This window comes from Undibacterium sp. WLX3042, from assembly GCF_049544825.1.
Lineage (GTDB): Bacteria > Pseudomonadota > Gammaproteobacteria > Burkholderiales > Burkholderiaceae_D > Undibacterium.
In genome coordinates this window covers 1,581,251-1,606,518 of the sequence record NZ_CP186698.1, presented here as the reverse complement: position 1 = coordinate 1,606,518, position 25,268 = coordinate 1,581,251, and the positions used below count along the sequence as shown (strand labels likewise).

Genomic DNA, 25,268 nt, shown 5'->3' with positions numbered 1-25,268 from the left:
TTGCGTCGACCATTCTTTTAAGTAGTCAGAACTACGCTGCTTTTTTCGGCGCCGCGACCGTATTAAATTCCGCCAGCAATGCCGCTTGTTTATTTTTAGCGGCAAGCAAATGACGTTCTTTGACATGCCCGTAACCGCGGATATCTTCGGGCACACTGGCAACCGCAACCGCACTGGCAAGATTGCCCGTATTCAGCAAAGGCAGTAGTTGCTGTATCGTCTGCTTGTATTCAACCACCAGCGCACGTTCGGTTCTGCGTTCTGCTGTATATCCAAATACATCGAACATACTGCCACGCAAAGATTTCATTTTCGCCAGCACACCGAATACTTTCATCATCCACGGTCCATAATGCTGCTTGATCAGATGTCCCTGAGCATCGTGTTTGGCAAACAATGGTGGTGCGAGGTGGAAATGTATTGCGTAATCACCCTCAAACATATCGGCAATTTTTTTCTGGAATTTGCCATCGGTGTACAAACGTGCGACCTCGTATTCATCTTTGTACGCCATCAGTTTGAACAGATATTTCGCCACTGCCTCGGTCAGGCGTAATGGCTTACCATCGACAATCGCAACCTCCGCCGCTTTGACTTTATTGACGAATTCACTGTACTGAGAAGCGTAAGCAGCGTCCTGATAATCCGTCAGGAAAGCAATCCGTTTGGTGACGATGTCATCCAGGGTCGGTGCGCGCTTCAGCTCGATCACCTGTGCCGGAGCTACCAGTTTCTTCACTGCCGCCAGATCATGCGCTGCGATGCGCCCCCAGTTAAATGCCTGCTTGTTGAAATCAATCGCAACGCCATTCAGTTCAATCGCACGCATCAAGCCAGCCTCACTTAAAGGCACGCAACCTTTTTGCCATGCAAAACCCAGCATGAACATATTTGAGGCAATGTTGTCGCCCATCAGTGCCGTTGCCAAACGTGTGGCGTCAACCATATCGACGCGGTCTTCGCCGCAGGAATGGCGGATTTCGGCTTCCGCACTCTCCCCCGGGAAAGTCCAGTCCGGATTTTTAATGAATGTCGAGGTCGGTGAAATAGAGGAATTGACGACTGCACGGGTACGGCCTTCGCCCATACGCGATAAGGCATCACGACTGGCAGTCACGACTTCATCGCAACCGATCACCAGATCCGCCATGCCGGTACCGACACGTGTGGAATGCAAGTCGGCAGCATTGTCTGCAAGACGCACATGCGACATAACGGCGCCGCCTTTTTGCGCCAGACCGGTGATATCGAGTACGGAGCAGGCTTTGCCTTCCAGATGCGCCGCCATCGCCATGATCTGACCAATCGTGATCACGCCGGTGCCGCCGATACCGGTCACCAGTACGTTCAGTGGTTCTTTCGTTGCAGGTAAAGCAGGTGCAGGTAAGCTGGCAACATCAAACGCAGTCCCTTGTTCTGCTTTCACCTTCGCTGGTTTTTTCAGCTTGCCGCCTTCAACGGTGACGAAGCTTGGACAGAAGCCGTTCACACAAGAAAAATCCTTGTTGCACGACGACTGATTGATCTGGCGCTTGCGTCCGAATTCGGTTTCCAGGGGTTCGACCGACAGGCAGTTTGATTGCACCGAACAATCGCCGCAACCTTCGCAGACAGCTTCATTAATCACCGCGCGCTTGGCCGGATCAGGGAAACCTGGCTTGCCATCTTTGTCAAATTTTTTCCGGCGGCGACGCTTTTCAGACGCACAGGTCTGATCGTAAATCATCGCGGAGACGCCTTCAATTTCACGCAACTCACGCTGTACTGCATCGAGTTCACTGCGATGACGCACTGTCACGCCGGGAGCCCAGTTGTAATTGGCCGGATATTTTTCCGGTTCATCAGTCACAACGATAATCGGTTTGACACCTTCTGCCGCAATCTGGCGCGAAATCATGCCGGGGTCCAGCGGACCGTCAAACTCCTGACCACCTGTCATCGCAACGGCGTCGTTAAATAAAATTTTGTAGGTGATATTCACGTGCCCGGCAACCGCTGCACGTATCGCCAGCAAACCGGAGTGGAAATACGTACCGTCACCCAGATTGCTGAACACATGCTTTTCATTCGTGAACGGCGCCTGACCTACCCAGGTCACGCCTTCTCCCCCCATGTGACTGAAGATCGTCGATTCACGGTTCATCCAGGTCACCATGTAATGGCAACCGATACCCGCTAAAGCACGACTGCCTTCCGGCAATTTGGTCGAGGTATTGTGTGGGCAACCTGAACAGAAATGCGGAACGCGATCTTTGTTGGGATCAGGTTTAGCCGCGACGTTCAGCATTGCCTCTTTGGCTTCCAGATAAGCGACACGCTGTTTGACGCGCTGTTCAACAGGATGGCCGGAAAAATACCTGGTGATACGGGATGCAATCGCACGGGCGATCTGCGCCGGGCTCAGTTCATACGTCGCAGGCAGCAGCCAGTCGCCATGACCGCTATGATCGAGATCGCTCCATTCACCTGTATCGTCAAACTTGCCGACCACGCGAGGACGTACATCATCCTGCCAGTTGTACAGCTCTTCTTTGAGCGCGTATTCGAGAATCTGACGCTTCTCTTCGACCACCAGAATTTCATCCAGACCTTTGGCAAATTCGCGCACACCCTGCGATTCCAGCGGCCAGGTCATGCCGATTTTATACAAACGGATTCCAATGTCGGCGGCTGCCTGCTCATCAATGCCCAGATCCGCCAGTGCCTGACGGGTATCGAGATACGACTTACCTGCGGTGATAATACCGACTCGGGCACGCGGACTATCCCAGATGATCTGATTCAGTTTATTGGCGCGTGCATAAGCCAATGCTCCGTACCACTTGTAATTAATCATGCGCGCTTCCTGCGCGAGCACAGGATCAGGCGTGCGTATGTTGACACCATCGGCCGGCATCTGGAAATCGCCGGGAATAATCGGTTTAATACGCTCGGGATCAATCTCCACTGAGGCACCGGATTCCACCACTTCAGTCACACATTTCATCGACACCCAGAGCCCGGTGTAGCGTGACAAAGCAATACCATGCAAACCGTAATCCAGATATTCCTGCACCGACGACGGATACAACACCGGAATACCGCAGGCTTTCAGAATGTGTTCGGACTGATGTGCCGCGGTTGACGATTTGGCCGCATGGTCATCACCCGCAATGACCAGTACACCACCGTGCTTTGATGTGCCGGCCAGATTCGCATGTTTAAACACATCACCGCAGCGATCAACACCCGGGCCTTTGCCATACCACATTGCAAACACGCCGTCGTATTTCGCTCCCGGGAACAGATTCACCTGCTGCGTTCCCCATACCGAGGTGGCGGCCAGATCTTCGTTCACGCCTGGATGAAATTTCACATGTGCTTTTTCCAGATACTTTTTTGCTTTACTGGCGGTCAGATCGACGTTGCCTAAAGGCGAACCGCGATAGCCGGTAATAAAACCAGCGGTATTGAGCCCGGCTTTTTCATCAGCCTGCCGCTGCAACATCATCAGGCGTAATAATGCCTGGGTGCCGGTCATAAAAGCGCGTCCGCGCTCCAGCGTGAATTTATCGTCGAGGGAAATAGAATTGTCGATCAGCGCCTGCTGCTCGGGTCTGAGAGGTGCATTCATGGGGTCTCCGTGCTTTTTTTGTATGGCATTGGTATTTGCCAATAAACAGAATCACCTTGTGAGTGAATCATATACTTTTTAATTCTGGCCGCACATTAGCATGCAGCATGGTACGCCCCCATGCACAGTCACGCACAAAAACACCAGTACAGTACGACTGACAGTGCGGCAAAGTGTACTGTTGACTAATAGAAATGATATAGCCATTTTCTATGACCCCGATCTATATTGTTGTTATTGTTGTTTTTATATACTGAGTACAATGTTCCGAGGGTTCTTTTCTGGGAAAATGCAACAACGTTCCATGGCGCGTTCACTCCAACGAAAAATAACTATGCCAGCCTCAAGAGACAAACTGCTGAACACACTCATGCGGCCGAGCGCTGCCATGATGAGCAAGCTCAGCTTGCGTACCAAACTGCTGTCGATGTTTATTATCCTGATGCTGCCGACGCTGCTGCTGGTGATGTACATGCTGTCGAAGATGCAGACAGATGTTGAAATCGCACAAAATGAGCTGAGTGGCATACAAATCAACCGTCAACTCATGGATGTGATGATCCAGACGCAAAAACATCGCGGCCAGGTCAATCTGAAGTTATCCGGTGGGAATATCGACGCCGATCTTGCGATCACCAGAAAAGCCTTGTCAGACAGTCTGTCACGACTACGCCTGGAAATTTCGAATAATCCGGAATTCCAGCTCAGCGACAACTGGACGCCACTGGAAGCTGAATTACGCCAGTTAGCCGCGGGTCAGGTCGCCGAAACCTCTGCCGCCAGCCTTGCTCAGCACACCAGTCTGATCGCCAGAATCCAGGATTTCTCCTTGTATGCGAGTGAGCGCAGCGGCTTATTCTTTGACCCTGAAGCTGCCACCTATTTTCTGATGGATGCGGCCGTCATCAAAATTCCGACCTGGATAGAGCAAGTGGCACTGCTGCAAGGGCTCGGTGCCGGTTACATTAAATCCGGGACGATAGATTTCTCTGGTAAAGCGGCGATCATCTCGCGTCTGAGTGCTTTGCAATCTGCGATCAAGGCAGTCAACGATCTGGAACAACAACTGAAACGGGCTGGTGAAATCGTCCCGGCTGAACAACAGGCCAGCATCAAAGCCAGCGAAGACTTTGCCGCGCTGGCGCGACAGAATTTACTGGGTGACACTGTCAGCGGTGATGCCGGCAGCTATTTTGAGCAAGGGACACAAGCGATAGAAAAAGCCGTCAGGCTGCAGCAACAATTGCATCAGCGCCTGAATGATCTGCTCAGTGAACGCGTGGACAAACAAAGTTCGCGCAGAAATCTGATTTTTTCCATTCTGCTGCTGTTATTTATGACGACGGCTTATCTGTTACTGGGGTTTTATCGCGGCTTTATGCAGGCACTGCACGCAGTGCGTGAGTCTGCATTGTCAGTATCTTCCGGCGACCTGACCAGACAAATTCATATCGATGGCAAAGACGAGCTGGCAGAAACCGGGAACACTCTGGAGACAATGAATCTGAACCTGTCAGGGCTGGTGGCGAATGTACGTACGAATGCGAGCAAGGTATCGCAACTCGGTCAGAATCTGTCCAGTGATATCGGTGATCTGGCAGTCAGAACCGAGCAGCAGGCATCAAGCCTGGAAGAAACCACCGCCAGCGTCGAAGATCTCTCGGCCACAGTAAAAAAAAATGCTGAAAACGCCCGTGAAGTAGATCATCTGGCCTCCAGCCTGAGCCAGATCGCGGCTTCCAGCGGTGATGCGATGCACGCGGCAGTCACATCTATGCAGGGGATACAGCAAAGTGCGCTGAAGATGCATGAAATCATCAGCATGATCGACGGCATCGCTTTTCAAACCAACATCCTCGCACTCAATGCAGCGGTCGAAGCGGCACGTGCCGGTGAACAAGGGCGCGGCTTTGCGGTAGTGGCAACCGAAGTCCGCAGCCTGGCGCAGCGCAGTGCCGATGCGGCGAAACAGATCCGCGATCTGATCGATCAGTCTGTTCATCAGGTACAGCATGGCGTCGGTCAGATCAACGATGTCAACACCACACTCAGTAACATCGTCACCGGCATACGCGATCTGGCGGGCAACATTAATGAAATATCCAGCGCATCAGACGAGCAAAGCAATGGTCTGGCGCAGATTTCTGAAGCACTCAAGCATCTGGATGAAATCACGCAAAGCAATGGTGGCATGGCAGAACAAGCGCGTAGCATGGCAATTCATCTGGAACAGCGCGCTACCTATCTGACCAAAGCCGTTGCCGGTTTTCACCTCAGGCAAGGAACGGCCGACGAAGCCTATCTGATGGTAAAGAAAGCGGTCGAGCTGTTCCAACGCAGAGGCAAAGCAGCACTGGCAGAAATCACCAGCGATAAAGACCGGCAATTCAGCCATAAAGACATGTATGTGTTTGCCTTCAACCGCGAAGGTCAGTATCTGGCTTTTGGCGGCAATGCGGAAAAACTGAAGCTGAATCTGTTTCACCTGAGCGGACTCGACGGCCGCAAACTGGTGGCAGATGCGTTCAGCCTGCCGGCATCGGGTGGCTGGGTCGATTACACCATACTGAATCCTGTCTCGAATCAGGTCGAAGGTAAAACCTCGTATATCGAAGCAGTGGCAAACGACATCGTTATCGGGTGCGGCGTATATAAAGCCGACGGCAGCTAAATCCTAGCGGCGGGCGCATCATCGCGCGTATCCCGCGATATAATGCGCTCATGAAACTCAAATTCACCAAAATGCATGGCGCCGGCAATGATTTTGTCGTGATCGATGCAATTCACCAGCAGATACAATTCACCCGCGAACAGTGGCAGCATATTGCTGACCGCCGTTTTGGCATCGGTGCCGATCAGATTCTGGTGGTCGAAAAATCAGACAAGCCGGATGTCGATTTTCGCTACCGCATATTTAACGCCGATGGCGGCGAAGTCGAGCAGTGCGGCAATGGCTCACGCGCTTTCGTGCGTTTCGTCATTGAAAAAAAACTGACCGACAAATCGACAATCCGCGTTGAAACCATGTCCGGCATCATTGCTCCGCGCATGGAAAGCGACGGCAGCATCACCGTTGATATGGGCGCACCGGTATTGGAACCGGCAAAAGTTCCTTTCGACAATTCCGGGCTGACTGCCTTTCCCCAGTCCGATGATGTGTTATGGCCAATCGATGTGAATGGCAAAACAGTCGCGATTTCTGTGGTCTCGATGGGCAATCCCCACGCAGTGCAGGTGGTTGATGATGTCGAGATGTTTCCGGTCGCAGCCGATGGCCCTGTGATTGAACATCATCCGCGTTTTCCGAAACGCGTAAATGCAGGTTTTATGCAAATTAAGGATCGTCATCACATCCGCTTGCGCGTGTATGAACGCGGTGCGGGTGAGACGCTGGCCTGCGGTACCGGTGCCTGTGCTGCCGTGGTTGCCGGCATCCGGCGCGGCTTGCTCGACAGCCCGGTGCGCGTCACCACCCATGGCGGCGAACTCTCTATCGCGTGGCAAGGCGAAGGCAGCTCTGTTATGCTCAGCGGCCCGGCAGTCACGGTCTTCGAAGGCGAAATTAATCTCTGATCAATGTAATGAATTCAACTGACATCGCAACCTACCTGATCCAGAATCCGGATTTTTTTGAAGAGCACGCAGAATTACTGAGTGCGGTCAAACTGACGAGCCCGGTCATGGGCCGTACTATTTCTCTGCAAGAACGGCAAATGGAAGTCGTGCGTGAAAAGTATCGCGCGCTGGAACTCAGATTGTCCGAATTAATGCGGATCGCGGAGGAAAATCACGACATCAGCCAAAAGTTTCAGGCATGGACGCGTGCCCTGCTGCTGGCGCGCAATGATGTTGATCTGCCGTTTGTTCTGACGCAGGGTCTGCAGGATATTTTCCAGCTGCCGCACGCCACCTTACGCCTCTGGAATGTCGCCCCTGAGTTTTCTCACACCTGGTTTGCAGCACCCGCCAGCGAAGATGCCATTCTGTTTGCAAAAGGCCTGACAACGCCGTTTTGCGGTCCGAATCAGGATTTTGAAGCAGCCAGCTGGATAGAAACCAGCACGCCGGTGCAATCCATCGCGATGCTGCCGCTGCGTCTGTCGCCAACATCACCGGCCTTTGGTTTGCTGGTACTGGGTTCGCCCGATCCGGCGCGTTACACCAAAAATATGGCTACCGATTTTCTGGTCAACATCGCCGATACCAGCAGCGCGGCATTGACCTGCCTGATCGATATTTAATTCACTGACGCCAGACCGGAGTCGCCATGGCAACGCCAGCTCACCTGCCGGATACGACTGCCGCTGGCGACAATCTATTGCATGCGTATCTGGAAGTCTTACGCAGTCAGCGCCAGCTGTCACCGCACACGATCAGTGGTTATGCCCTCGATCTGCGCGAACTGCAGCAATACGCCGGCTCACAGGCGATCACAGAACTGAGCACTGCGCAAATCCGCCGCTTTACATCTCAACTCCATGCCCAGGGTTTAAATGCCCGCAGCATCGCACGCAAACTGTCGAGCTGGCGCGGCTTTTACCGTTGGCTGATGGAGCAGCATAACCTGAACAGCAACCCGGTCGAAGGCATACGCGCTCCGAAAAAAAGTAAGCCTTTGCCCAAAGCACTCGGCGCCGATGATGCCGTGCGTCTGGTGTCGTATCGCGGTGGCGACGAGGCCACGCCACGCGCAAATCGCGCCATGTTTGAACTCTTGTATTCAAGTGGTTTGCGCGTATCCGAACTGGTCGGCTTGGATGTCGCCGCGGTACAAGAGCCTGGCTATGCATCGGCGGGCTGGATCGATCTGGATCAGGGCGAAGTGCACGTCACCGGTAAAGGCAACAAACCACGCATTGTGCCGGTCGGCGCGCCAGCGCTGGAAGCCATACGCGACTGGCTGGCCATCCGCGGCAGTCTGGTCAAGGCCGACCCGCATCCGCTGTTTCTGAGCGAGCGCGGTACACGAATTTCGGCGCGTCTGGTGCAATTACGCATCAAAGCCCATGCACAAAGTCTGGACATCCCTGCCAACGTGCATCCGCACATGCTGCGTCATTCCTTTGCGTCACATGTACTGCAATCGTCCGGCGATTTACGCGCGGTACAGGAAATGCTGGGACACAGCTCGATTGCCGCAACGCAGGTGTATACCTCACTCGATTTTCAGCATCTGGCAAAAGTCTATGATCAGGCCCATCCGCGCGCCAAGAAATAGCATACTCCCCCTTGTTTTTATCATTTCCCCCTTAACGTCCATATAAAATAAGGACATTAAAATATACTCCCCCCAGTATATTTAGCGCTTATTTATCAGCTGAAACCGCCTCTGACGCCTGCTCGAGTCAGCAGCGCATGTACGGTCTCCTGTTTTCCTCCGCATCAAAAAAGCCACACCGGATACGGCAGTCCGTATCATTCCCGGGCCAGGTCACTGACGCGTAATAATGCCTTGTTACATTGGGATACTTTTAACCCCTCTGGACGAACGAAAATGAAATTCAAGGCTCTTTACGTCGCTGTACTCGGCGCCGCACTCACTCTCTCGGTCACTGGTTGCGGCACCAGCACAAACGATCCGGCACCTGTTGCTGACGCACCGAAAAATGTAATTTTTTTCCTGGGCGATGGCATGGGTATGACAACCATGACAGCAGCACGTATTTATTCTGTCGGTGAAGATGGCGACCTGACTATGGATACCCTGCCGGAAACCGCTTTCGTTAAGACTTTCTCTAACGATGCACAGGTCACTGACAGCGCACCGTCGATGTCGGCTTACATGACCGGCGTCAAAATGAATAATGAAGTGATTTCCATGTCACCGGACACCGTTGCGGTTGATCCTGTCGCTGATGCGAACGGCAACAAACTCGGAAATAACTGCGGCACGAAAAACGGCAGCAGCGTACCGACCTTACTGGAACTGGCGAAAGCCAAAGGTTTATCGACCGGCGTCGTCACCACCACGCGCGTTACCCACGCAACACCAGCGGCCACTTACTCACATATCTGCCACCGCGATCTGGAAAATGATATCGCTGCTGCTGCCGTTCCTGGCGGTGCCGGCTACAACACTGCGCTGGGCGCAACAGGTCTGGACGTACTGATGGGTGGCGGTCTGCAATTTTTCACACCATCTAAAAACGGCGGCAAACGTGCTGACGGCCGTGACTTAGTCGCTGAAATGAAAGCGAAAAACTACGCTTATGCCAGCAACGCTGCAGAGTTCAATGCGATTGACGGTACCAAAACAGATCGTCTGCTCGGCCTGTTCACTTCCAGCCATATGAACTACGACCTTGATCGCGATCCGGCCAAAGAACCTAGCCTCGCAGAAATGACGACCAAAGCAATGGACGTGCTGGCAAAAAATTCCAAAGGTTATTTCCTGATGGTGGAAGGTGGCCGTATTGACCACGCTTTGCACGAAACAACTGCCAAGAAGGCACTGCAAGACACAGTGGCATTCGATAACGCCATCAAAGCGGCGATTGCCAAAGCCAAGATCAGCGACCCTGATCTGAAAAACACACTCATCGTCGTTACTGCTGACCACGACCATACGCTGGTACTGAACGGCTACGCCAAACGTACAGGTAAAACAGCCAGCGGCAATCCTGGCGTACTCGGCGTGGTGAAAAACTATGTGACTGGCGCAGTCGAAAAAGATCTGGATGGCGCACCGTATTCGATTATCGGTTTCGGTAATGGCGAAAACCGCACACAAGGCAGCCGCAGCAGCATGATCAGTCTCGATGAAACCACCACCAGCGCCAATACTTACCATCAGGAAGCGGTGGTACGCGTGGCAGCCGGCAGCGAAACACACGGCGGTACGGATGTATTCCTCGGTGCGATTGGTAAAGGCGCCGATACTTTCCTCGGTACGATCGATAACACGAAAGTCTTCGGTCTGGTGAAATCGGCCTCTGGTTTGTGATTATTGAATATTGTTGAGAACGGATAACTGATTATGAAACGCACACTTTTAGCCGCCACACTGGCGATGACTTTTGCCAATGCTGCAAACGCTGCTGGCGAAGCAAAAAATATTATTTTCTTTTTGGGCGACGGCATGGGCCCGTCAACGATCACGGCATCGCGTATCTATAAATACGGCGAAGACGGCAGCCTGAATATGGATAAGCTGGAACGCACAGCCCGTATCAAGACTTACTCAAACGATGCGCAGACAACCGACAGCGCACCGTCGATGGCCGCCTACATGACAGGCGTGAAGATGAATAATGAAGTCATCTCCATGACTGCCGACACCGTTGCCACGAATCCGGGTAAAGATGCGAATGGCAATCTGGGTATCAACAATTGCGCGGCCACCGGTAACGGCACTGCGGTACCAACGATCCTGGAACTGGCAAAAGCCAAAGGTAAAGCAGTCGGTGCTATCACCACCACCGAACTGACGCACGCAACACCAGCAGCAACTTACTCACACATCTGTAACCGCAATGCGCAATACGCGATTGCGGCACAGGCAGTACCAGGTGGCGCAGGTTACAACAGTGCCTTGCTGGACGGTGTCGATGTGCTGATGGGTGGCGGCCGTAACCACTTCCTGCCTTACGACGCAAGCACCAGCATCGGCAAACTCGGCCGTGCCGATGGCCGCAATCTGCTGAATGAATTCGCAGCCAAAGGCTACACCGTTGCGGCGACAAAAGCAGACATGCTGGCAGCCCCGACGAATAAAAAATTCATCGGTTTGTACAGCAGCAAAAGCCATCTGGAATATGAGCTCGACCGTACTGCAACACCACCGGTTGGCGAAGGCGCGAATCAGCCTAGTCTGGCGGAAATGACGACCAAAGCAATGGATATTCTGTCGCAGAATTCCAATGGCTATTTCCTGATGGTCGAAGGCGGTCGTATCGATCATGCCTTGCACGGCACAAACGCGAAACGCGCACTGACCGACACCATCGCATTTGATGATGCTGTGAAAGCTGCGTTAGATAAAGCAAAACTGACCGACCCGACGCTGGCCAATACGCTGATCGTAGTAACGGCAGACCATGACCATACGCTGGCATTCAATGGTTACGGTAAACGCGGCAATCCTATTCTGGACATTAACCGCGATTACAAAACAGGTCAGCCGACAAAAGATGCGGATGGCAATACCTACACTACTCTGGTGTTCGGTAATGGTCCTAACCGTCCTAACCTGCGCTCGAATCTCGATAGTGCAACGGTACTGGCAGATAACTACTTGCAAGAAACCGGCGTGCGTCTGGCCAGTGAAACCCACGGCGGCGGTGACGTAAAATTGTTTGCCACCGGTGCAGGTGCAAAAGCATTTAAAGGCACGCTGGATAACACTAAAGTATTCACACTGCTGAAATCAGCTTACGGCTTCTGATTGAACCGTCACTGAGTCTAAAAAAAAACCAGAGGGTGCTGCCCTCTGGTTTTTTCATCTTTACGGCGATCCGCGCAGATCGTCTGATATTGCAATCTTCACGAGCACGAAAGTCTTATTTAAAAATGAAATTCAACTATCTTATCGCCGCACTTGGCCTGGCTCTGTCCGCCAGCCAATTTGTAATGGCAGCGCCAGCGACGCCTGACACGGCAGCGCCGGATCTGGATCTGAAAATACAAAATTACAGCCGGGTGTTAACCCCGGAAGGCGTGACGCGCGAAGCACGCTACGAAGAAACCCTGTTACGCCGCGCGAAACATGTCTGGATCGCCCGCGTATTACCGGCTGGCATGCATGACCACGCCGATGGCGATCATGCTGATGAGAAGAGCAACAATAAGAAAATGAAGGAAGCAAAACATAAACACTTCAACCATGTAGTGCTTCCTCGTCATGTGTTTCAGGAAGGTAATAAGACCCAGATCGAATTTGTGAATGCCAAAGATAAAGAAATTATCGCGATTCCGGCTTCCGAATACGACAACGTGAATTTCGACGGCTCGTGGGAAAACGCGTTTTATCTGGTTGATCCCAAACTCGTCAAATCCATGCCACTGTCAAAGAAGACTCCGACCGTCAGCGGTGCTCAATGGCGTGAACGCGAAATGAATGGCAATTTCCAGAGAATATTATGGGATGAGCAAAAACAAATTCCGCTGATTATCGAGAGCGGTGATAAAGCGGGTACCTTCTTCCGACGCGTCGAAGTCAAGCTTCAGTCTCCGCTCAGCACTAAGCTGCCATGGCAGAATTTAAAAGGCTATGCGCAAAAAGAATATGCGGATTTTCTTGATTGATTTGCACGCAGATCAAGCGCGCTCTGGGCGCGCCCGTTTATGCATGAACGTGCAGCACAGAGATCAGATACTCCCCGCTTCTGCGCCATGAATACCGCTGAGGTCCTTATCAAATAAGGGCTTCAAAATATACTCCCCCCAGTATATTTGAACGTAAAAAAGGACAGAATGATCTGTCCTTTTTTATTCAAAGCTAAATTGCACTTCCGGTCAGCTTTGTGCCGGAAGTTCCGCTCGTCAGCTTTATTTCGTCAGTTTGACACTGCTGACATCAGCGGTCAGATAGCCCACCGCGGAGGCAAAACGATCCTTATAGTTCGCACGCACCAACGGATCGAGCGCAGGCTTAACGATATTGTGGATGCCGCCCCAGTCGCCGGCGTGCTGGAAATTGCTGGTGATGTAGGTCCAGCCATTCAGATTATCCACCACCGACAAACCGGTCGCTTCGGCACCGGCAGGCATCGATGCAACACGTGATAATTTTTTGGTATCGACGTTGTAAGCCCACAAGAAATTATTCACGTGGTAACCGCTGTCTTCGCCAATGAACAGGGTGCGCAGTTTTTCTGAGAATTTCAGATTATCCGGCGCACTGATTTTATCCGGATTGCAGGTGTTGCCCAAAGCATCTGCTGCAATATCTTCACCGATCAGCAAAGTCTTGGTGACCGTCGGTACCCATTCACTGTTGATCGGCGCACCGGAAGTATCTTTCTGACCGCCTGTCAGCGTGTGCGCCAGAATACCACCCGCGTTCAGGGCTTTTTCCAGCGTCACGCCGAAGGCTTCGTTCCATGCCGCATTACCACGCACCATGGAACTTTGCATGTTTTGCAGAGCCGAATACGCAATCTTATCTTTCGCATTGACGGTGGTGCCTTCCAGCTTCGTCAACGCCATACTGCCGCCCATCAGGGCGGCGTAACGATGGGTTTCGAGGAAAGCCGCGGCTTTTTCCATGCCGGCTTTGACGCGTACCCACTGGATTTTTCCGCCGATATAAATTTTGGTGTAAGTCGGATCTTTAGGATCGGTGTTCGAGACATCCATGATGTCTGTCGGTTTCAGCTTATTTGCCAACGCTTCGATTTCCGCACTGGTTGCGGAGCCGAGTTTAATCCAGCTCAGCGGCGCGCCCGCAGCGGCTGGATCAAGTGAGAAACCCGCGCCGATTTTAGCAACATACAAAGTACCTGAAGACAGATCTTTTTCCTTGTCTGCGACGAAAATGAACAAGCCACCATTCGTTGCATCGTCACCCATCAGTGCCGTGCGGTTGTCCGGGAAAACCTGTATCAGTTCATGCGAAATACGACCCAGGCAATAGTGCTTTTTAATTGAACCGGTACCGTCGGGATTGACCGTCACTTCTGGCAAATGCCCATAGTGGTAAGGATTTGCTTTGGTCGGATCTCCGTACAAATTCGTGCTGTACGCTGCAAACATCGTGTTTGAGCTGATTGTGAATGCGTCCGGCTCGTACTCTTCACTCGATAAATGCGTGTTCCACGGCGACAGGCTGGAACCACAGGTAATCCACAAACCATTCACTTTGGAAGTGTCAACGTTATGATATTTCACCAGAGTTAATTTACCGGTTGTCTGATCCTGATCCAGCGTCAGTACCGCAATCGGTGACGGCAATTTACCGTACATATCAGTTTTGCCGTCCTGTGCCCAAGTCGTGTACTCGAACTGCACGACTGCAAATACTGCCTTGCCTTTGATGCCGCTGACTGTCGGGTTTGGCAGCGACAACAGGGAAGTGCCATCCGGCGAATCGGAGAAGTACTGACGCTCTTTACCGGCGACAGTCGCATCGATAATCGGCTTGTTATTTATATCGTAGTAACCGCCGGCCAGCACTGTGCCACCATTACCGTTCGGCACCATATCGCCGGTCAGGAAGAAAGGCTGATAAGCGAGTTTGTATGTTTGTATGGAATTGTCGCTGAACGTGACGTTCAGGCTGGAAGCCAGCGTCGTGGTAGCCATCGCAGCAGCGTTTGACAATGCCGGTGCAGCCATCGCGGTAAAGTCTGCGGACACAAAATTAGCGACCGAAGCCGCCGGCGACGCTGCAATCGTCGAGCCACCACCGCAGGCAGACAGCAGTGATGCCGAGGACATCGCACCGAGCGGTAACAACGGCGCACCAGCGAGGAATTTTAATGCCTTGCGGCGACCTGATTGAGGTTGATCTGACATAAGAATAATCCCAGAGTGAATGACATCAAAACAAGGGCATCAGCGATGCGCGGCGCACAAATTCAGTGAGAACCAGCTGCGCGGAACAGAGCGCATCCGCGGATTCACCGCCGCGCAGTTTAAAAAGCAAATATGACAAGACGATGAATGGAAACGATGAGTAAAAAAGCGGCGCTAATTACTGATTTTTTGTGCCGTGATTCTGAACAGGCACACTTTTGCAACTGAATTGCAGTTTCAGGCATAATGCCGGCTTATTCTTGCTTATTCTTTCCTGCATTCGATATGAAATCTGCGCATCACAGTCACACTGTCAGCGACCAGGCGCAAGCCTCGGACTTGCTGCGGGCCAGCGGCGTCCGCGTCACCGATGCCAGGCTGGGGGTATTGTCGGTATTACTCGATACCAAACGGGCACTGTCGCATCTGGAAGTACAGGATGCGCTGCCTGAGATGGACAGGGTCACCTTGTATCGTGCACTGGATTGTCTGACTGAAGCCGGTCTCACGCATAAAATTCCGGGCGATGACCGGGTATTCCGCTACAGCACCGGCAGTGAACAGTCTGGCGAGTCAAAAACCGGGGTGACTCAACACCAGCACGGTCATTTCAAATGTACCCGCTGCGCCCGCGTGTTTTGTCTCGATGACGCAGAACAGCCCGCGTCTTTACACGAACAATTGCAGGCGACCCTGCAAGCAACACTGGGGCGTGGTTTTCAAAGTCATGACATTGAGCTGACCATCAAAGGCTGGTGTGCTGACTGTTCCGATTAACTTTTCTTTCTGACGCTATGGCACTGATTCCCACCACTATTCTGACCGGCTTTCTGGGCGCAGGAAAAACGACCCTGCTCAACCGCATCCTGCAGGAAAACCACGGCTATAAAATCGCCGTGATCGAAAATGAATTCGGCCAGGAAAATATCGACAATCAAATTCTGGTACAGGACAGTAATGAACAAATCGTTGAGATGAACAACGGCTGTATCTGCTGTACTGTACGCGGCGATCTGATCCTCGCACTCACGAAGCTGATACAGCAAAAGAATGAAGGTAAGATAGATTTCGACCGCGTGATTATCGAAACCACAGGTCTCGCCAATCCCGGCCCGGTGGCGCAGACTTTCTTCGTCGATGAAGAAGTCGGTACCTACTACATGCTCGACGCTGTCGTGACCGTAGTCGATGCACGTCATGGCATGCAGCAACTCGATGAACATGAAGAAGCACAACGTCAGGTAGGTTTCGCCGACAAAATTCTGTTATCCAAGACCGATCTGGTGGATGCACAACAACTGGCAATCCTGCGCTCGCGTCTGATGCATATCAATCCACGCGCACCAATCAGCACCGTCGATTTCGGCAACATTGCCATTGCTGAAGTGCTGGATCTGAAAGGCTTTAACCTGAACGCAAAACTGGATCTTGATCCCGAATTTTTAAGCGAAGAAGATCATGCACACGAACATCACGGCGAACACTGCGATGAACATTGCACGCATGAGCACGGGCATGAACATGCGCATAATCATCATCACGCGCATCATTCTGATGATATCGCTGCATTTGTGTTTAAAAGTACACGCCCATTCAATACAGGGCAGCTTGACGAATTTTTAGGTGGCCTGATTCAGGTTTTCGGTCCGCGTATGCTGCGCTATAAAGGAGTGTTGTACATGCAGGGCGCTGACCGCAAAGTAATCTTTCAGGGCGTGCATCAGATCATGGGAACTGACGTCGGTGCCAAATGGGGTGATGCAGAGACAAAAGAAAGCAAAATGGTGTTTATTGGCAAAAATCTACCAAAAGACATATTTATTCAAGGTCTGGAGCATTGTTTAGTATAAACTGTCGGGCTACTGATATAAGGCATTGTCTGTTGTGCAAGTAGCATGAGTGAAAATGCTGCTTTTCATATCAGTAAGGGGAGGATAAATTATCTGAAAACTTCATCGTTTCAGACTTTTTCTATGTATAAACCCGTTGTATCGAAAGTAAGCGAAGTGGCAACTAAATCATCTAAATCGACTGCTACAGTCAGCGCCCCCGAAGCCCTGCTCACCGAGGAACAAATCCTCGCGATGGGAGAGAAGGACTATATGAACGCTGCACAACTGGCATTTTTCAAGGCCCGTTTGCAACAGCTTGAAAAGGATTTATTGAAGAATGCCGACGAAACTACCGAGCATCTTCGCGAAACCGTTTTAGTTCCCGATCCGGCAGACCGTGCCACGATCGAAGAAGAACACGCGCTTGAGTTACGTACCCGTGACCGCGAACGCAAATTGCTGAAAAAAGTTCAGCAAGCTATCGCCAGCATTGATGAAGGCGACTACGGCTGGTGCGAAGAAACAGGCGAGCCTATCGGCGTTCCGCGCTTATTGGCACGTCCGACAGCAACACTGTCTCTCGAAGCTCAACAACGACGTGAAATGAAACAAAAACTGTACGGCGATTAATTCCGCTGTCACAAAAATGCATTAAAGTAAAAAGCGTGTAATCAGTTACACGCTTTTTTTAATCAGGAAACTGCAACAATGTTGCATTGATGAGGAACTTTATAGATAGTTCGCTATCAAAACCGCGCCTTGCGTTATCGCTCAACAAAAGAATGTTGGCTTTTTACAACGCGATGCCAATAATAATCAACAGCCCGGTTTGCCTTACAAATGAGCGCATCTTATCCATACAGACACAGACGCAGCAGCCACTGGCTGCTGTGCCTGCTGTTGCCCGCTTTACTGCTGGCACAATGGGTCAGTCTCTCTCATAAACTGGCACATGCAGGCTGGCCAGGTGGCAAAGCACAAGTTACCGCACTCAGCACCAGTTATACCTTCTGGCAAGTCACATCAGATTCCGACGAAAGAGCACTGCATTCATGCGCTTTATTCGACGCGACCGTGGCTGCAGATTATCTTGACGCCTGCGTACCGGCACTATCGCTGCTCAGGGCATCCGATTTCATCAACGCGTTTGCTGCCAGCACCATCTGGCTCGCCAGCATACAGCTTCCATTCTTATCACGCGCCCCGCCTTTTCTGAAGCATTGAAAATCTCAGCCGGAATCCAATGACCGGCACTCAGCTCAATTTTCAGATCGCTCGTATGAGCGGTCTGCTTTGTTCATTTTCATGTTTCAGGAAAAATCATGCAATTTCACCGCACTATTGCCGCCGCCGCTGTACTCTCCGCATTTGCTCATTACAACGCCAACGCACAGGCAATCAGTACCGTCACTGTCACCTCTAACCCACTGGGAAACGGCGAAGATATGCAGGTGCTGACACCGGCAAAGATATTGTCCGGCCCTGAGCTGCGCACAAAAATCGGCACTTCACTTGGTGAAACGTTGGGTAATGAACTCGGTGTCTCCGCATCCGGATTTGGTGCCGGTGCCTCCCGCCCCATCATCCGCGGTCTGGAAGGTCCACGCGTCAAAATTCTGCAAAACGGCATGGCCGTCGCGGATATCTCCAGTCTGTCCAATGATCACGCCGTCGCCAGCGAAAGCTCAACTGCACAACAAATTGAAATTCTGCGCGGCCCGGCTGCTCTGCTTTATGGCAGTGGTGCCATCGGTGGCCTGATCAACGTGATTGACAACCGGATTCCTACAATGCTGAACAAAAAGGCGACAGGTGAAGCAGAACTCAGATACGGCACTGTGAATCAGGAAAAAAGTGGCTCCTTCTCCGTGGATGGTGCCAGTGGCAACATAGGATTGCATCTGGACGGAAACAGCCGTGAAACCGGCAACTATGATATTCCAGGCAAAGCAAACCAGTCAGATCCGGCCTCAGCAGATGGCAAACTACCCTCCAGTTTCAGCCGCTCCAACAGCCTTGCAGCAGGCGCTTCTCTGATTCAGTCATGGGGTTATCTGGGTGCGGCATTACAAACGCTGAACGATCGTTACGGCATTCCAACTGCAGAAAAGTCATTTATCGATCTGCGACAAAACAGATTGGATCTGGAAGGTCAGCTCCATTCTCCACTGCAAGGTTTTGACAGTCTGAAATTTAAACTCAGCGGCACCGATTATCAGCACACAGAAAAAGCGGAAGATGGTACGCCGGTCACAAACTTTAAAAACAAAATGCTGGAAAGCCGCATCGTCCTGTCACATGCAAACTGGTCAGGCTGGCAAGGCAGCTGGGGACTGCAGACGGAACAAACCAGATTTTCTGCATTGTCCGCCACCAGCGGTCGTGCAGATACGGTTCCAACCACAAAATCAAGCTCAGTCGCCGCCTTTATCCTTGAGCAACGTCAGTTTGGCGAGGTGCTCGGCAGTGCTGGTGTCCGCTTTGAAAATGTGAGCCGCGAACCGGATGAAATCAGTACACTCGCCCGCAGAAACTTCAATCTGTATTCCGCATCGGCCGGCGGTTTATGGCAATTTACCCCGGGATACAGCGCCGGCCTGAGTTTTTCGCTCGCGCAACGGGCTCCTGCGACAGAAGAATTGTATTCAGCGGGACCACACGAATCGACAGCGACTTTTGATATCGGCAATATCAATATGAAGAAAGAGATTTCCCATAATCTCGAATTCACCCTGCAAAAATCGACTGGCTTATTGCGCTGGAAACTGAATGCGTTCCTGAATCAGGTCAGCAACTACATCTACGGCCACACTGATGGCACCAGAGTCGATGCAGAAGGCATCCCTCAGACCGATGCTGAATTTACTTTACGTCACTGGTCACAGGCAACGGCCAGGATTCATGGCGGTGAAGCCGAAATCAGTTATAACCATCTGGGAGAAGGCTTCTCAGCACGCGCCTTTGCCGATCTCTCGCGCGGCACCCTAACTGATCTTGGCAACTTGCCGTTGCAACCGGCAACACGGATAGGCATGGATCTGGGATATAAACAAGGGCCATGGCGCACTTCAATGAATATCCTGCACGCACAGCGCCAAGATCGGCTGGCCAGTTTTGAAAATTACATCACGCCGTCGTACACCAGGGCTGATGTCAACCTCAGCTACTCGCACCCATATCAGGGACAGCAAATTACCTGGTTCCTGATGGCAAGAAATTTATTCAATCAGGATATCCGCCTGTCCACTTCAGTACTCAGAGAAAGTGTTCCGCAACCGGGCCGCAGTTTTATCGCCGGAGTCCGAACCAGCTTTTAAGTCCGGGCTTGTTACAAAATGTAAAAATACATGCATAAGAGCAACACGGAAAAATATGAAATGGAGGCTAACAGCCTCCATTTTTTCTTATATAAGCTTAATATGTCGACTTCTCTGATATTTTTTTGAAAAAAATGACTTTCAAAAAAATAAGAGATTGTTAAGTCCAAAAAGCGCTGCTTACTATTTATGCTCAATTAAGAATATACTTAGCGAGCATAGTTTTCACTCGTTTAAGACGTATTTTTTTAGGAATAGCGTGGGGATTTTTTCTCTTTTCGGTAAAAAAGGTGGCAAAAAAGAAGATCGCTCCACCGAGAAATCTTCTTCAAGAAAAGCTCGCTCAAAATCTGGCAACACTGTGATTACAGGTTTCCATGACAGCGAAGTTTTCAGTAATTCTGTCATTGCACAGCGGCACGTCGCTCGGGCTACTGAACGAAAAATTGATGCCATAGAATTTGAAATGTCGCGCGATATCGTCAAGACGCGCCCACCTGCCTTCACGAAAACTGACTTTCCCAAAAAAAACGAGGGTAAGAAACCAAGTCTGTCCGAAAACACCCAGCCACTGACCAGCCCTGTTCCAGTTGCTTATTTTCAGACGACCCTGCCCATGCCTATGCCCTCAGATTACCTGCTCGGACATAACACCGAGATTCCGGGTTCGGCGCTTGCTTACAGTGAATCTGTACCTGTGCTCGAAGAAGCTGCGATTTTGTTTGCAAGCGGACAAAATACCGTGGCAGAGCAAATGCTGGACGCCGCAGTACATCATCAGCATTTAGGAATGGCAACAGAAATAGGCTGGCAGATGCTGTTTGATTTATACCGGATCACAAATAATCAGCATAAATTTGAAAGCCTCTCGCTCGACTACGCAAACAAATTTGAAACATCTCCTCCGCTATGGCCGGAAAATATGCCGCAGCCTGAAGCCGAGACACACCCTAAAGATGCATCACGACCCAGCATACTTTTCCCGGTCAAACTTGACGCCACGATTGTCAAAGTACTGGAAAAAATTAATACTGCGAGCGCAAAGAGTCCTAGCCTGCGTCTGGATTTCTCGAAAATTAAAGAAGTTGATCCTGTCGGCTGCGGCTTATTGTTACGGACACTCAAAAATCTGAAAAAGACCGAGCATGATCTGATGCTGGTCGGCGCACAAAGCCTGACAGATAAAATTCGCGCCATTTTGCAGGTCGGACGGCGTGATGAGACAGAAGCACCGTGGCTGCTGTTATTGGAAATTCTCCAATTGCTGCACTTTGAAAAAGCGTTCGAAGAAACCAGCATCGATTACTGCATTACATTTGAAGTGTCACCTCCGTCTTTCGAAGCCCCCAAGAATAACGTCACGGATGCTTTCCCCGAACTGCTTCACGAAGACGAAGAAGCACCTTCTGATCGCTTTTTCATGCCCGCCACAGTGGAAGGCAGCGTCGATGCGCTGGTCAAAAAAATTGCTGAACAAGCAGCACTGCATCAGCCGCTGATCATTGATTGCTCAAAACTGGACCGCGTGGAATTCAGTGCCTCGGCTGAATTATTAAATGGTCTCGCACCTATCTTCGGCAAACCTAGCGTCACTATCCGCTTTGAAGAAGTGAATTATCTGGTCATGATGTTATTTAACGCGATGGGTTTAAAAAATATCGCCAGCATCTCACTGCGTAAGCACTAGACTTCTTGTAATTCTGCCGAAACACCCCATTTTCTTTCTGGTTCCGATGCGCCATCGCCTGTGCGTTGCCGCTGCTGCTTCTTGAACTGATATATATTCAGTCTGATAAAGACCATTGCAAGGCGATCACAGCAGTAGCAAGCACTCACGTAACAAGATTCTTTCAGTACGCAATGCCGTTCTGATTCAATGTCTGCCGGTATAAGCCTGCGACGCTTCGCGACATAGTTTCAACCATTTATGAGGTCCTTATGGAACAATTTCACGGCACTACCATTCTGACGGTACGGCGCGGCAATGTCGTCGCCCTCGGCGGCGATGGTCAGGTCACCCTTGGCAACATCGTTATGAAAGGCACAGCGCGTAAGGTACGCAAGCTGTATCACAATAAAGTGCTGGCAGGCTTTGCCGGCGGTACTGCAGATGCATTCACCCTGATCGAGCGCTTTGAAGCCAAGCTGGAAAAACATCAGGGGCATCTGATGCGCGCATCAGTGGAACTCGCCAAAGACTGGCGTACTGACCGCATGTTGCGTCGGCTGGAAGCCATGTTGCTGGTCGCAGACAAAGACACGACCCTGGTCATCACCGGTAATGGAGACGTACTCGAACCCAATCAGGGTATAGGCGCGATCGGCTCTGGCGGCACCTTTGCACAATCAGCCGCGATTGCCCTGTTTGAAAATACCGATTTGTCGCCGGTCGACATCGTCAAGAAATCGCTGACGATTGCAGGTGAATTGTGCATTTATACCAATTTGTCGCACACCATAGAAACCCTGGAATAATTTTGATTCACCATGCCTGATGTACGCCTGCGGCGCCGGCATGGATTTGAGAAGCAGATAGGAAACAGCATGAATATGACTCCGCAAGAGATCGTCTCTGAACTCGATAAACACGTGGTCGGTCAGGCCAAAGCAAAGCGGGCAGTTGCTATCGCCCTGCGTAACCGCTGGCGTCGCCAGCAGGTCGAAGAACCTTTACGCCATGAAATTACACCCAAGAACATACTGATGATAGGCCCGACCGGCGTCGGTAAGACTGAGATTGCGCGCCGGCTGGCGAAACTGGCGAATGCCCCCTTCATTAAAATTGAAGCGACGAAATTCACCGAAGTCGGTTACGTCGGGCGCGACGTCGATACCATCATCCGCGATCTGGTCGAAATCGGTATCAAACAGACCCGCGAGGCGGCAACGCGTAAAGTGCGCCTGCGCGCAGAAGATGCGGCAGAAGACCGCATTCTCGATATTTTATTACCACCGGCACGCGATTTCGGGATACATCCTGAAGGCAGTGAAGCTGCGCCAGCTTCTGATAACGCGACACGCCAGACGTTCCGTAAACGCCTGCGTGAAGGTGCGCTGGACGATAAAGAAATCGAACTCGAAGTCGCAGAAGCCGTGACACACATGGAGATCATGGCGCCACCGGGCATGGAGGAAATGACCGAGCAGATCAAGAGCATGTTCTCGGGCATAGGTAATGGCCGCAAAAAAACCCGCAAGCTGAAAATCAAGGACGCCTTCAAATTGCTGATTGAAGAAGAAGCGGCAAAACTGGTTAACGAAGAAGAATTGAAACAGGACGCGATCAGAAACGTCGAGCAGAACGGTATCGTTTTTCTGGATGAAATCGATAAAATTGCGTCGCGCTCAGAAGCCGGTGGCGCCGAAGTTTCGCGCGCCGGTGTGCAACGCGATTTGCTGCCGCTGGTTGAGGGCACGACGGTCAATACCAAATATGGCATGATCAAAACCGACCATATTCTGTTTATCGCTTCCGGTGCGTTCCATCTCGCCAAACCGTCGGATCTGATCCCGGAATTACAGGGCCGCTTCCCTATCCGCGTCGAGCTTGAATCTTTATCGACCGCCGATTTTGAACGCATACTGACCAGCACCGATGCTTGCCTGACGCGTCAGTATCAGGCCTTACTGGCAACCGAAGATGTTGCGGTGGACTTCACTCCGGAAGGCGTGGAAAAACTCGCCAGCATCGCATATTCCGTCAATGAAACGACCGAAAATATCGGTGCGCGCCGACTCTACACCGTAATGGAAAAACTGCTGGAGGAAATCTCTTACGCAGCACACGAAAACGCAGGGAAAGTGGTGTCGATCGATGCGGCCTATGTCGAAGAGCGGCTCGGCGCATTGTCGGTGAATGAAGACTTGTCGCGCTACGTGCTGTAAGCGGCGTACCTGATCATTCTGCGGGGTTCAACATGGCAAACAAAGCACTGGCAACACGGCAGCGTATGCAATTCCGTGTTGAGCCTTCGCAGGTCGGTCGCCACTTAGCACAACATCTCCCGACAAAGCTGGCATACAGCACAAAGCCAAAAGTGCATCCAGCACCGGTCACAGCGAACGCAACAGCAAAAACAAAAGCAAATCCCAGGCTAAAGGCCAAGGCTGAATAAAGCCTGGGCATTTTTATCACGCTTGCCTTATTGCCTTACCAAAAGTAAGTCAACGCAACATTTAATTTCAAGAGAAAACATCATGTTTGAAACTTCGGCCGCGAGTGAACAACCGGATTACGCCTTACTGGCGAAACAGATCCGCAGTATTTTAGAAGGCGAACGCAATCTGAGCACCAACGCGTCGCAATTTTCAGCCTTTATTTATCACAGCCTGACGGGGCTGAACTGGGCCGGATTTTATCTGTGCGCAGCAGCCAAAAACCCCACAGAAGAATTTCCACATGATTTACTGGTCGGGCCGTTTCAGGGCAAAGTCGCCTGCGCACGCATTCCGTTTAAGCGTGGCGTCTGCGGTACTGCGGCAGCAGAAAAACGCACAGTGCTGGTACCAGACGTGCATGCGTTTCCGGGGCATATCGCTTGTGATTCTGCATCGAATTCTGAAATCGTGATTCCGGTGATGGTGCAGGGTCAGGTCGTTGGCGTGTTTGATATCGACAGCCCTCGTCTGAACCGTTTTTCTGCGGAGGATCAGCAAGGGCTGGAAGCGCTGCTGGCGGAATTCGTTGTCGCTACAGATTTTCCTGCAATCTGATCGGGCACTCTGGGCATTCGGTACACCAGGCTGCATGAAAGTCTTTGCACATTTGACTACATGTAAGTAGCCAAATGTGCATAGCTGGTTTTATACTCGGCTCATACTACCAGCCGGAGCCCGCCATGCCAGGAAGCCGCCGCCGTAAAGCTATATATAAATATCGCCAGCCATCACGGCGCAAAGATGTGATTTCCCGCTTGCTGGTGGATATCGGCCTGCACTATCTGGACATTCTGGGACAGACAAAAATCAGAGAACTGATGCTACGCCACGCAATTGCCGAACCGGTGATCACGCGGGTGCTGGAATATCCGGCGCAACGCCGCCGTTATTGAT

General features: G+C 51.4%; 20 protein-coding genes. 18 read left to right on the top strand and 2 right to left on the bottom strand.

Annotated elements, in window-relative coordinates:
• Nucleotides 1–31 precede the first annotated feature (31 nt).
• Nucleotides 32–3,613 carry an indolepyruvate ferredoxin oxidoreductase family protein gene (locus ACPAOP_RS07220; RefSeq protein WP_423709794.1) on the bottom strand — a complete coding sequence of 1,194 codons (3,582 nt, stop codon included), beginning with the start codon at nucleotides 3,611–3,613 and terminating at the stop codon, nucleotides 32–34.
• A gap of 334 nt (nucleotides 3,614–3,947) precedes the next feature.
• Here ACPAOP_RS07220 and ACPAOP_RS07215 point away from each other — a divergent pair, with 334 nt between their 5' ends.
• The 7 genes from ACPAOP_RS07215 (at nucleotide 3,948) to ACPAOP_RS07185 (ending at nucleotide 12,856) form a co-directional block, all read left to right on the top strand.
• Nucleotides 3,948–6,284 carry a methyl-accepting chemotaxis protein gene (locus ACPAOP_RS07215; protein ID WP_423709793.1) on the top strand — a complete coding sequence of 779 codons (2,337 nt, stop codon included), beginning with the start codon at nucleotides 3,948–3,950 and terminating at the stop codon, nucleotides 6,282–6,284.
• A 50-nt stretch (nucleotides 6,285–6,334) separates the two neighbouring features.
• Nucleotides 6,335–7,186: a diaminopimelate epimerase gene (gene dapF / locus ACPAOP_RS07210; RefSeq protein WP_423678995.1), complete on the top strand. Its 852-nt coding sequence runs from the start codon at nucleotides 6,335–6,337 to the stop codon at nucleotides 7,184–7,186.
• Between the two features lie 8 nt (nucleotides 7,187–7,194).
• Nucleotides 7,195–7,854, top strand: a complete 660-nt coding sequence (locus ACPAOP_RS07205) for a DUF484 family protein (RefSeq protein WP_423678994.1) — start codon at nucleotides 7,195–7,197, stop codon at nucleotides 7,852–7,854.
• Nucleotides 7,855–7,880: 26 nt separating this feature from the next.
• The gene (gene xerC, locus ACPAOP_RS07200; protein ID WP_423678993.1) at nucleotides 7,881–8,831 is read left to right on the top strand and encodes a tyrosine recombinase XerC; all 951 of its coding nucleotides are present in this window, start codon (nucleotides 7,881–7,883) and stop codon (nucleotides 8,829–8,831) included.
• A gap of 276 nt (nucleotides 8,832–9,107) precedes the next feature.
• Nucleotides 9,108–10,556 carry an alkaline phosphatase gene (locus tag ACPAOP_RS07195; RefSeq protein WP_423709792.1) on the top strand — a complete coding sequence of 483 codons (1,449 nt, stop codon included), beginning with the start codon at nucleotides 9,108–9,110 and terminating at the stop codon, nucleotides 10,554–10,556.
• A 33-nt stretch (nucleotides 10,557–10,589) separates the two neighbouring features.
• Nucleotides 10,590–11,996, top strand: coding sequence for an alkaline phosphatase (locus tag ACPAOP_RS07190; RefSeq protein WP_423678991.1), 1,407 nt, complete (start codon nucleotides 10,590–10,592; stop codon nucleotides 11,994–11,996).
• 125 nt (nucleotides 11,997–12,121) lie between these two features.
• Nucleotides 12,122–12,856, top strand: a complete 735-nt coding sequence (locus ACPAOP_RS07185) for a hypothetical protein (protein WP_423709791.1) — start codon at nucleotides 12,122–12,124, stop codon at nucleotides 12,854–12,856.
• A 243-nt stretch (nucleotides 12,857–13,099) separates the two neighbouring features.
• On the opposite strand, the gene ACPAOP_RS07180 is transcribed toward ACPAOP_RS07185, so the two are convergent.
• On the bottom strand, nucleotides 13,100–15,067 hold the full coding sequence (locus ACPAOP_RS07180) for a PhoX family protein (protein ID WP_423709790.1): 1,968 nt from the start codon (nucleotides 15,065–15,067) through the stop codon (nucleotides 13,100–13,102).
• Nucleotides 15,068–15,352: 285 nt separating this feature from the next.
• On the opposite strand from ACPAOP_RS07180, the gene ACPAOP_RS07175 reads away from it, so the two are divergent.
• The 11 genes from ACPAOP_RS07175 (at nucleotide 15,353) to ACPAOP_RS07125 (ending at nucleotide 25,267) form a co-directional block, all read left to right on the top strand.
• Nucleotides 15,353–15,844, top strand: a complete 492-nt coding sequence (locus ACPAOP_RS07175; RefSeq protein ID WP_423709789.1) for a Fur family transcriptional regulator — start codon at nucleotides 15,353–15,355, stop codon at nucleotides 15,842–15,844.
• A gap of 17 nt (nucleotides 15,845–15,861) precedes the next feature.
• The gene (locus ACPAOP_RS07170; RefSeq protein WP_423709788.1) at nucleotides 15,862–16,917 is read left to right on the top strand and encodes a CobW family GTP-binding protein; all 1,056 of its coding nucleotides are present in this window, start codon (nucleotides 15,862–15,864) and stop codon (nucleotides 16,915–16,917) included.
• 123 nt (nucleotides 16,918–17,040) lie between these two features.
• The gene (gene dksA / locus ACPAOP_RS07165; RefSeq protein ID WP_423678986.1) at nucleotides 17,041–17,529 is read left to right on the top strand and encodes an RNA polymerase-binding protein DksA; all 489 of its coding nucleotides are present in this window, start codon (nucleotides 17,041–17,043) and stop codon (nucleotides 17,527–17,529) included.
• Nucleotides 17,530–17,739: 210 nt separating this feature from the next.
• Entirely contained in the window at nucleotides 17,740–18,123 is a 384-nt protein-coding gene (locus ACPAOP_RS07160; protein WP_423709787.1) for a hypothetical protein, read from the top strand.
• Between the two features lie 98 nt (nucleotides 18,124–18,221).
• On the top strand, nucleotides 18,222–20,216 hold the full coding sequence (locus ACPAOP_RS07155; protein ID WP_423709786.1) for a TonB-dependent receptor: 1,995 nt from the start codon (nucleotides 18,222–18,224) through the stop codon (nucleotides 20,214–20,216).
• A 361-nt stretch (nucleotides 20,217–20,577) separates the two neighbouring features.
• Nucleotides 20,578–21,903 (top strand): hypothetical protein, encoded by a 1,326-nt coding sequence (locus tag ACPAOP_RS07150; RefSeq protein ID WP_423709785.1) that lies wholly within the window; start codon nucleotides 20,578–20,580, stop codon nucleotides 21,901–21,903.
• Between the two features lie 251 nt (nucleotides 21,904–22,154).
• A complete protein-coding gene (gene hslV / locus ACPAOP_RS07145; RefSeq protein ID WP_423678982.1) occupies nucleotides 22,155–22,691 on the top strand; it encodes an ATP-dependent protease subunit HslV in 537 nt (178 codons plus the stop codon).
• Nucleotides 22,692–22,760: 69 nt separating this feature from the next.
• Nucleotides 22,761–24,101: an ATP-dependent protease ATPase subunit HslU gene (hslU, locus tag ACPAOP_RS07140; protein WP_423709784.1), complete on the top strand. Its 1,341-nt coding sequence runs from the start codon at nucleotides 22,761–22,763 to the stop codon at nucleotides 24,099–24,101.
• Between the two features lie 32 nt (nucleotides 24,102–24,133).
• Nucleotides 24,134–24,331: a hypothetical protein gene (locus ACPAOP_RS07135; protein WP_423678980.1), complete on the top strand. Its 198-nt coding sequence runs from the start codon at nucleotides 24,134–24,136 to the stop codon at nucleotides 24,329–24,331.
• An 82-nt stretch (nucleotides 24,332–24,413) separates the two neighbouring features.
• Nucleotides 24,414–24,929, top strand: a complete 516-nt coding sequence (locus ACPAOP_RS07130) for a GAF domain-containing protein (RefSeq protein WP_423709783.1) — start codon at nucleotides 24,414–24,416, stop codon at nucleotides 24,927–24,929.
• Nucleotides 24,930–25,054: 125 nt separating this feature from the next.
• A complete protein-coding gene (locus ACPAOP_RS07125) occupies nucleotides 25,055–25,267 on the top strand; it encodes a hypothetical protein (protein WP_423678978.1) in 213 nt (70 codons plus the stop codon).
• Nucleotide 25,268 lies beyond the last annotated feature (1 nt).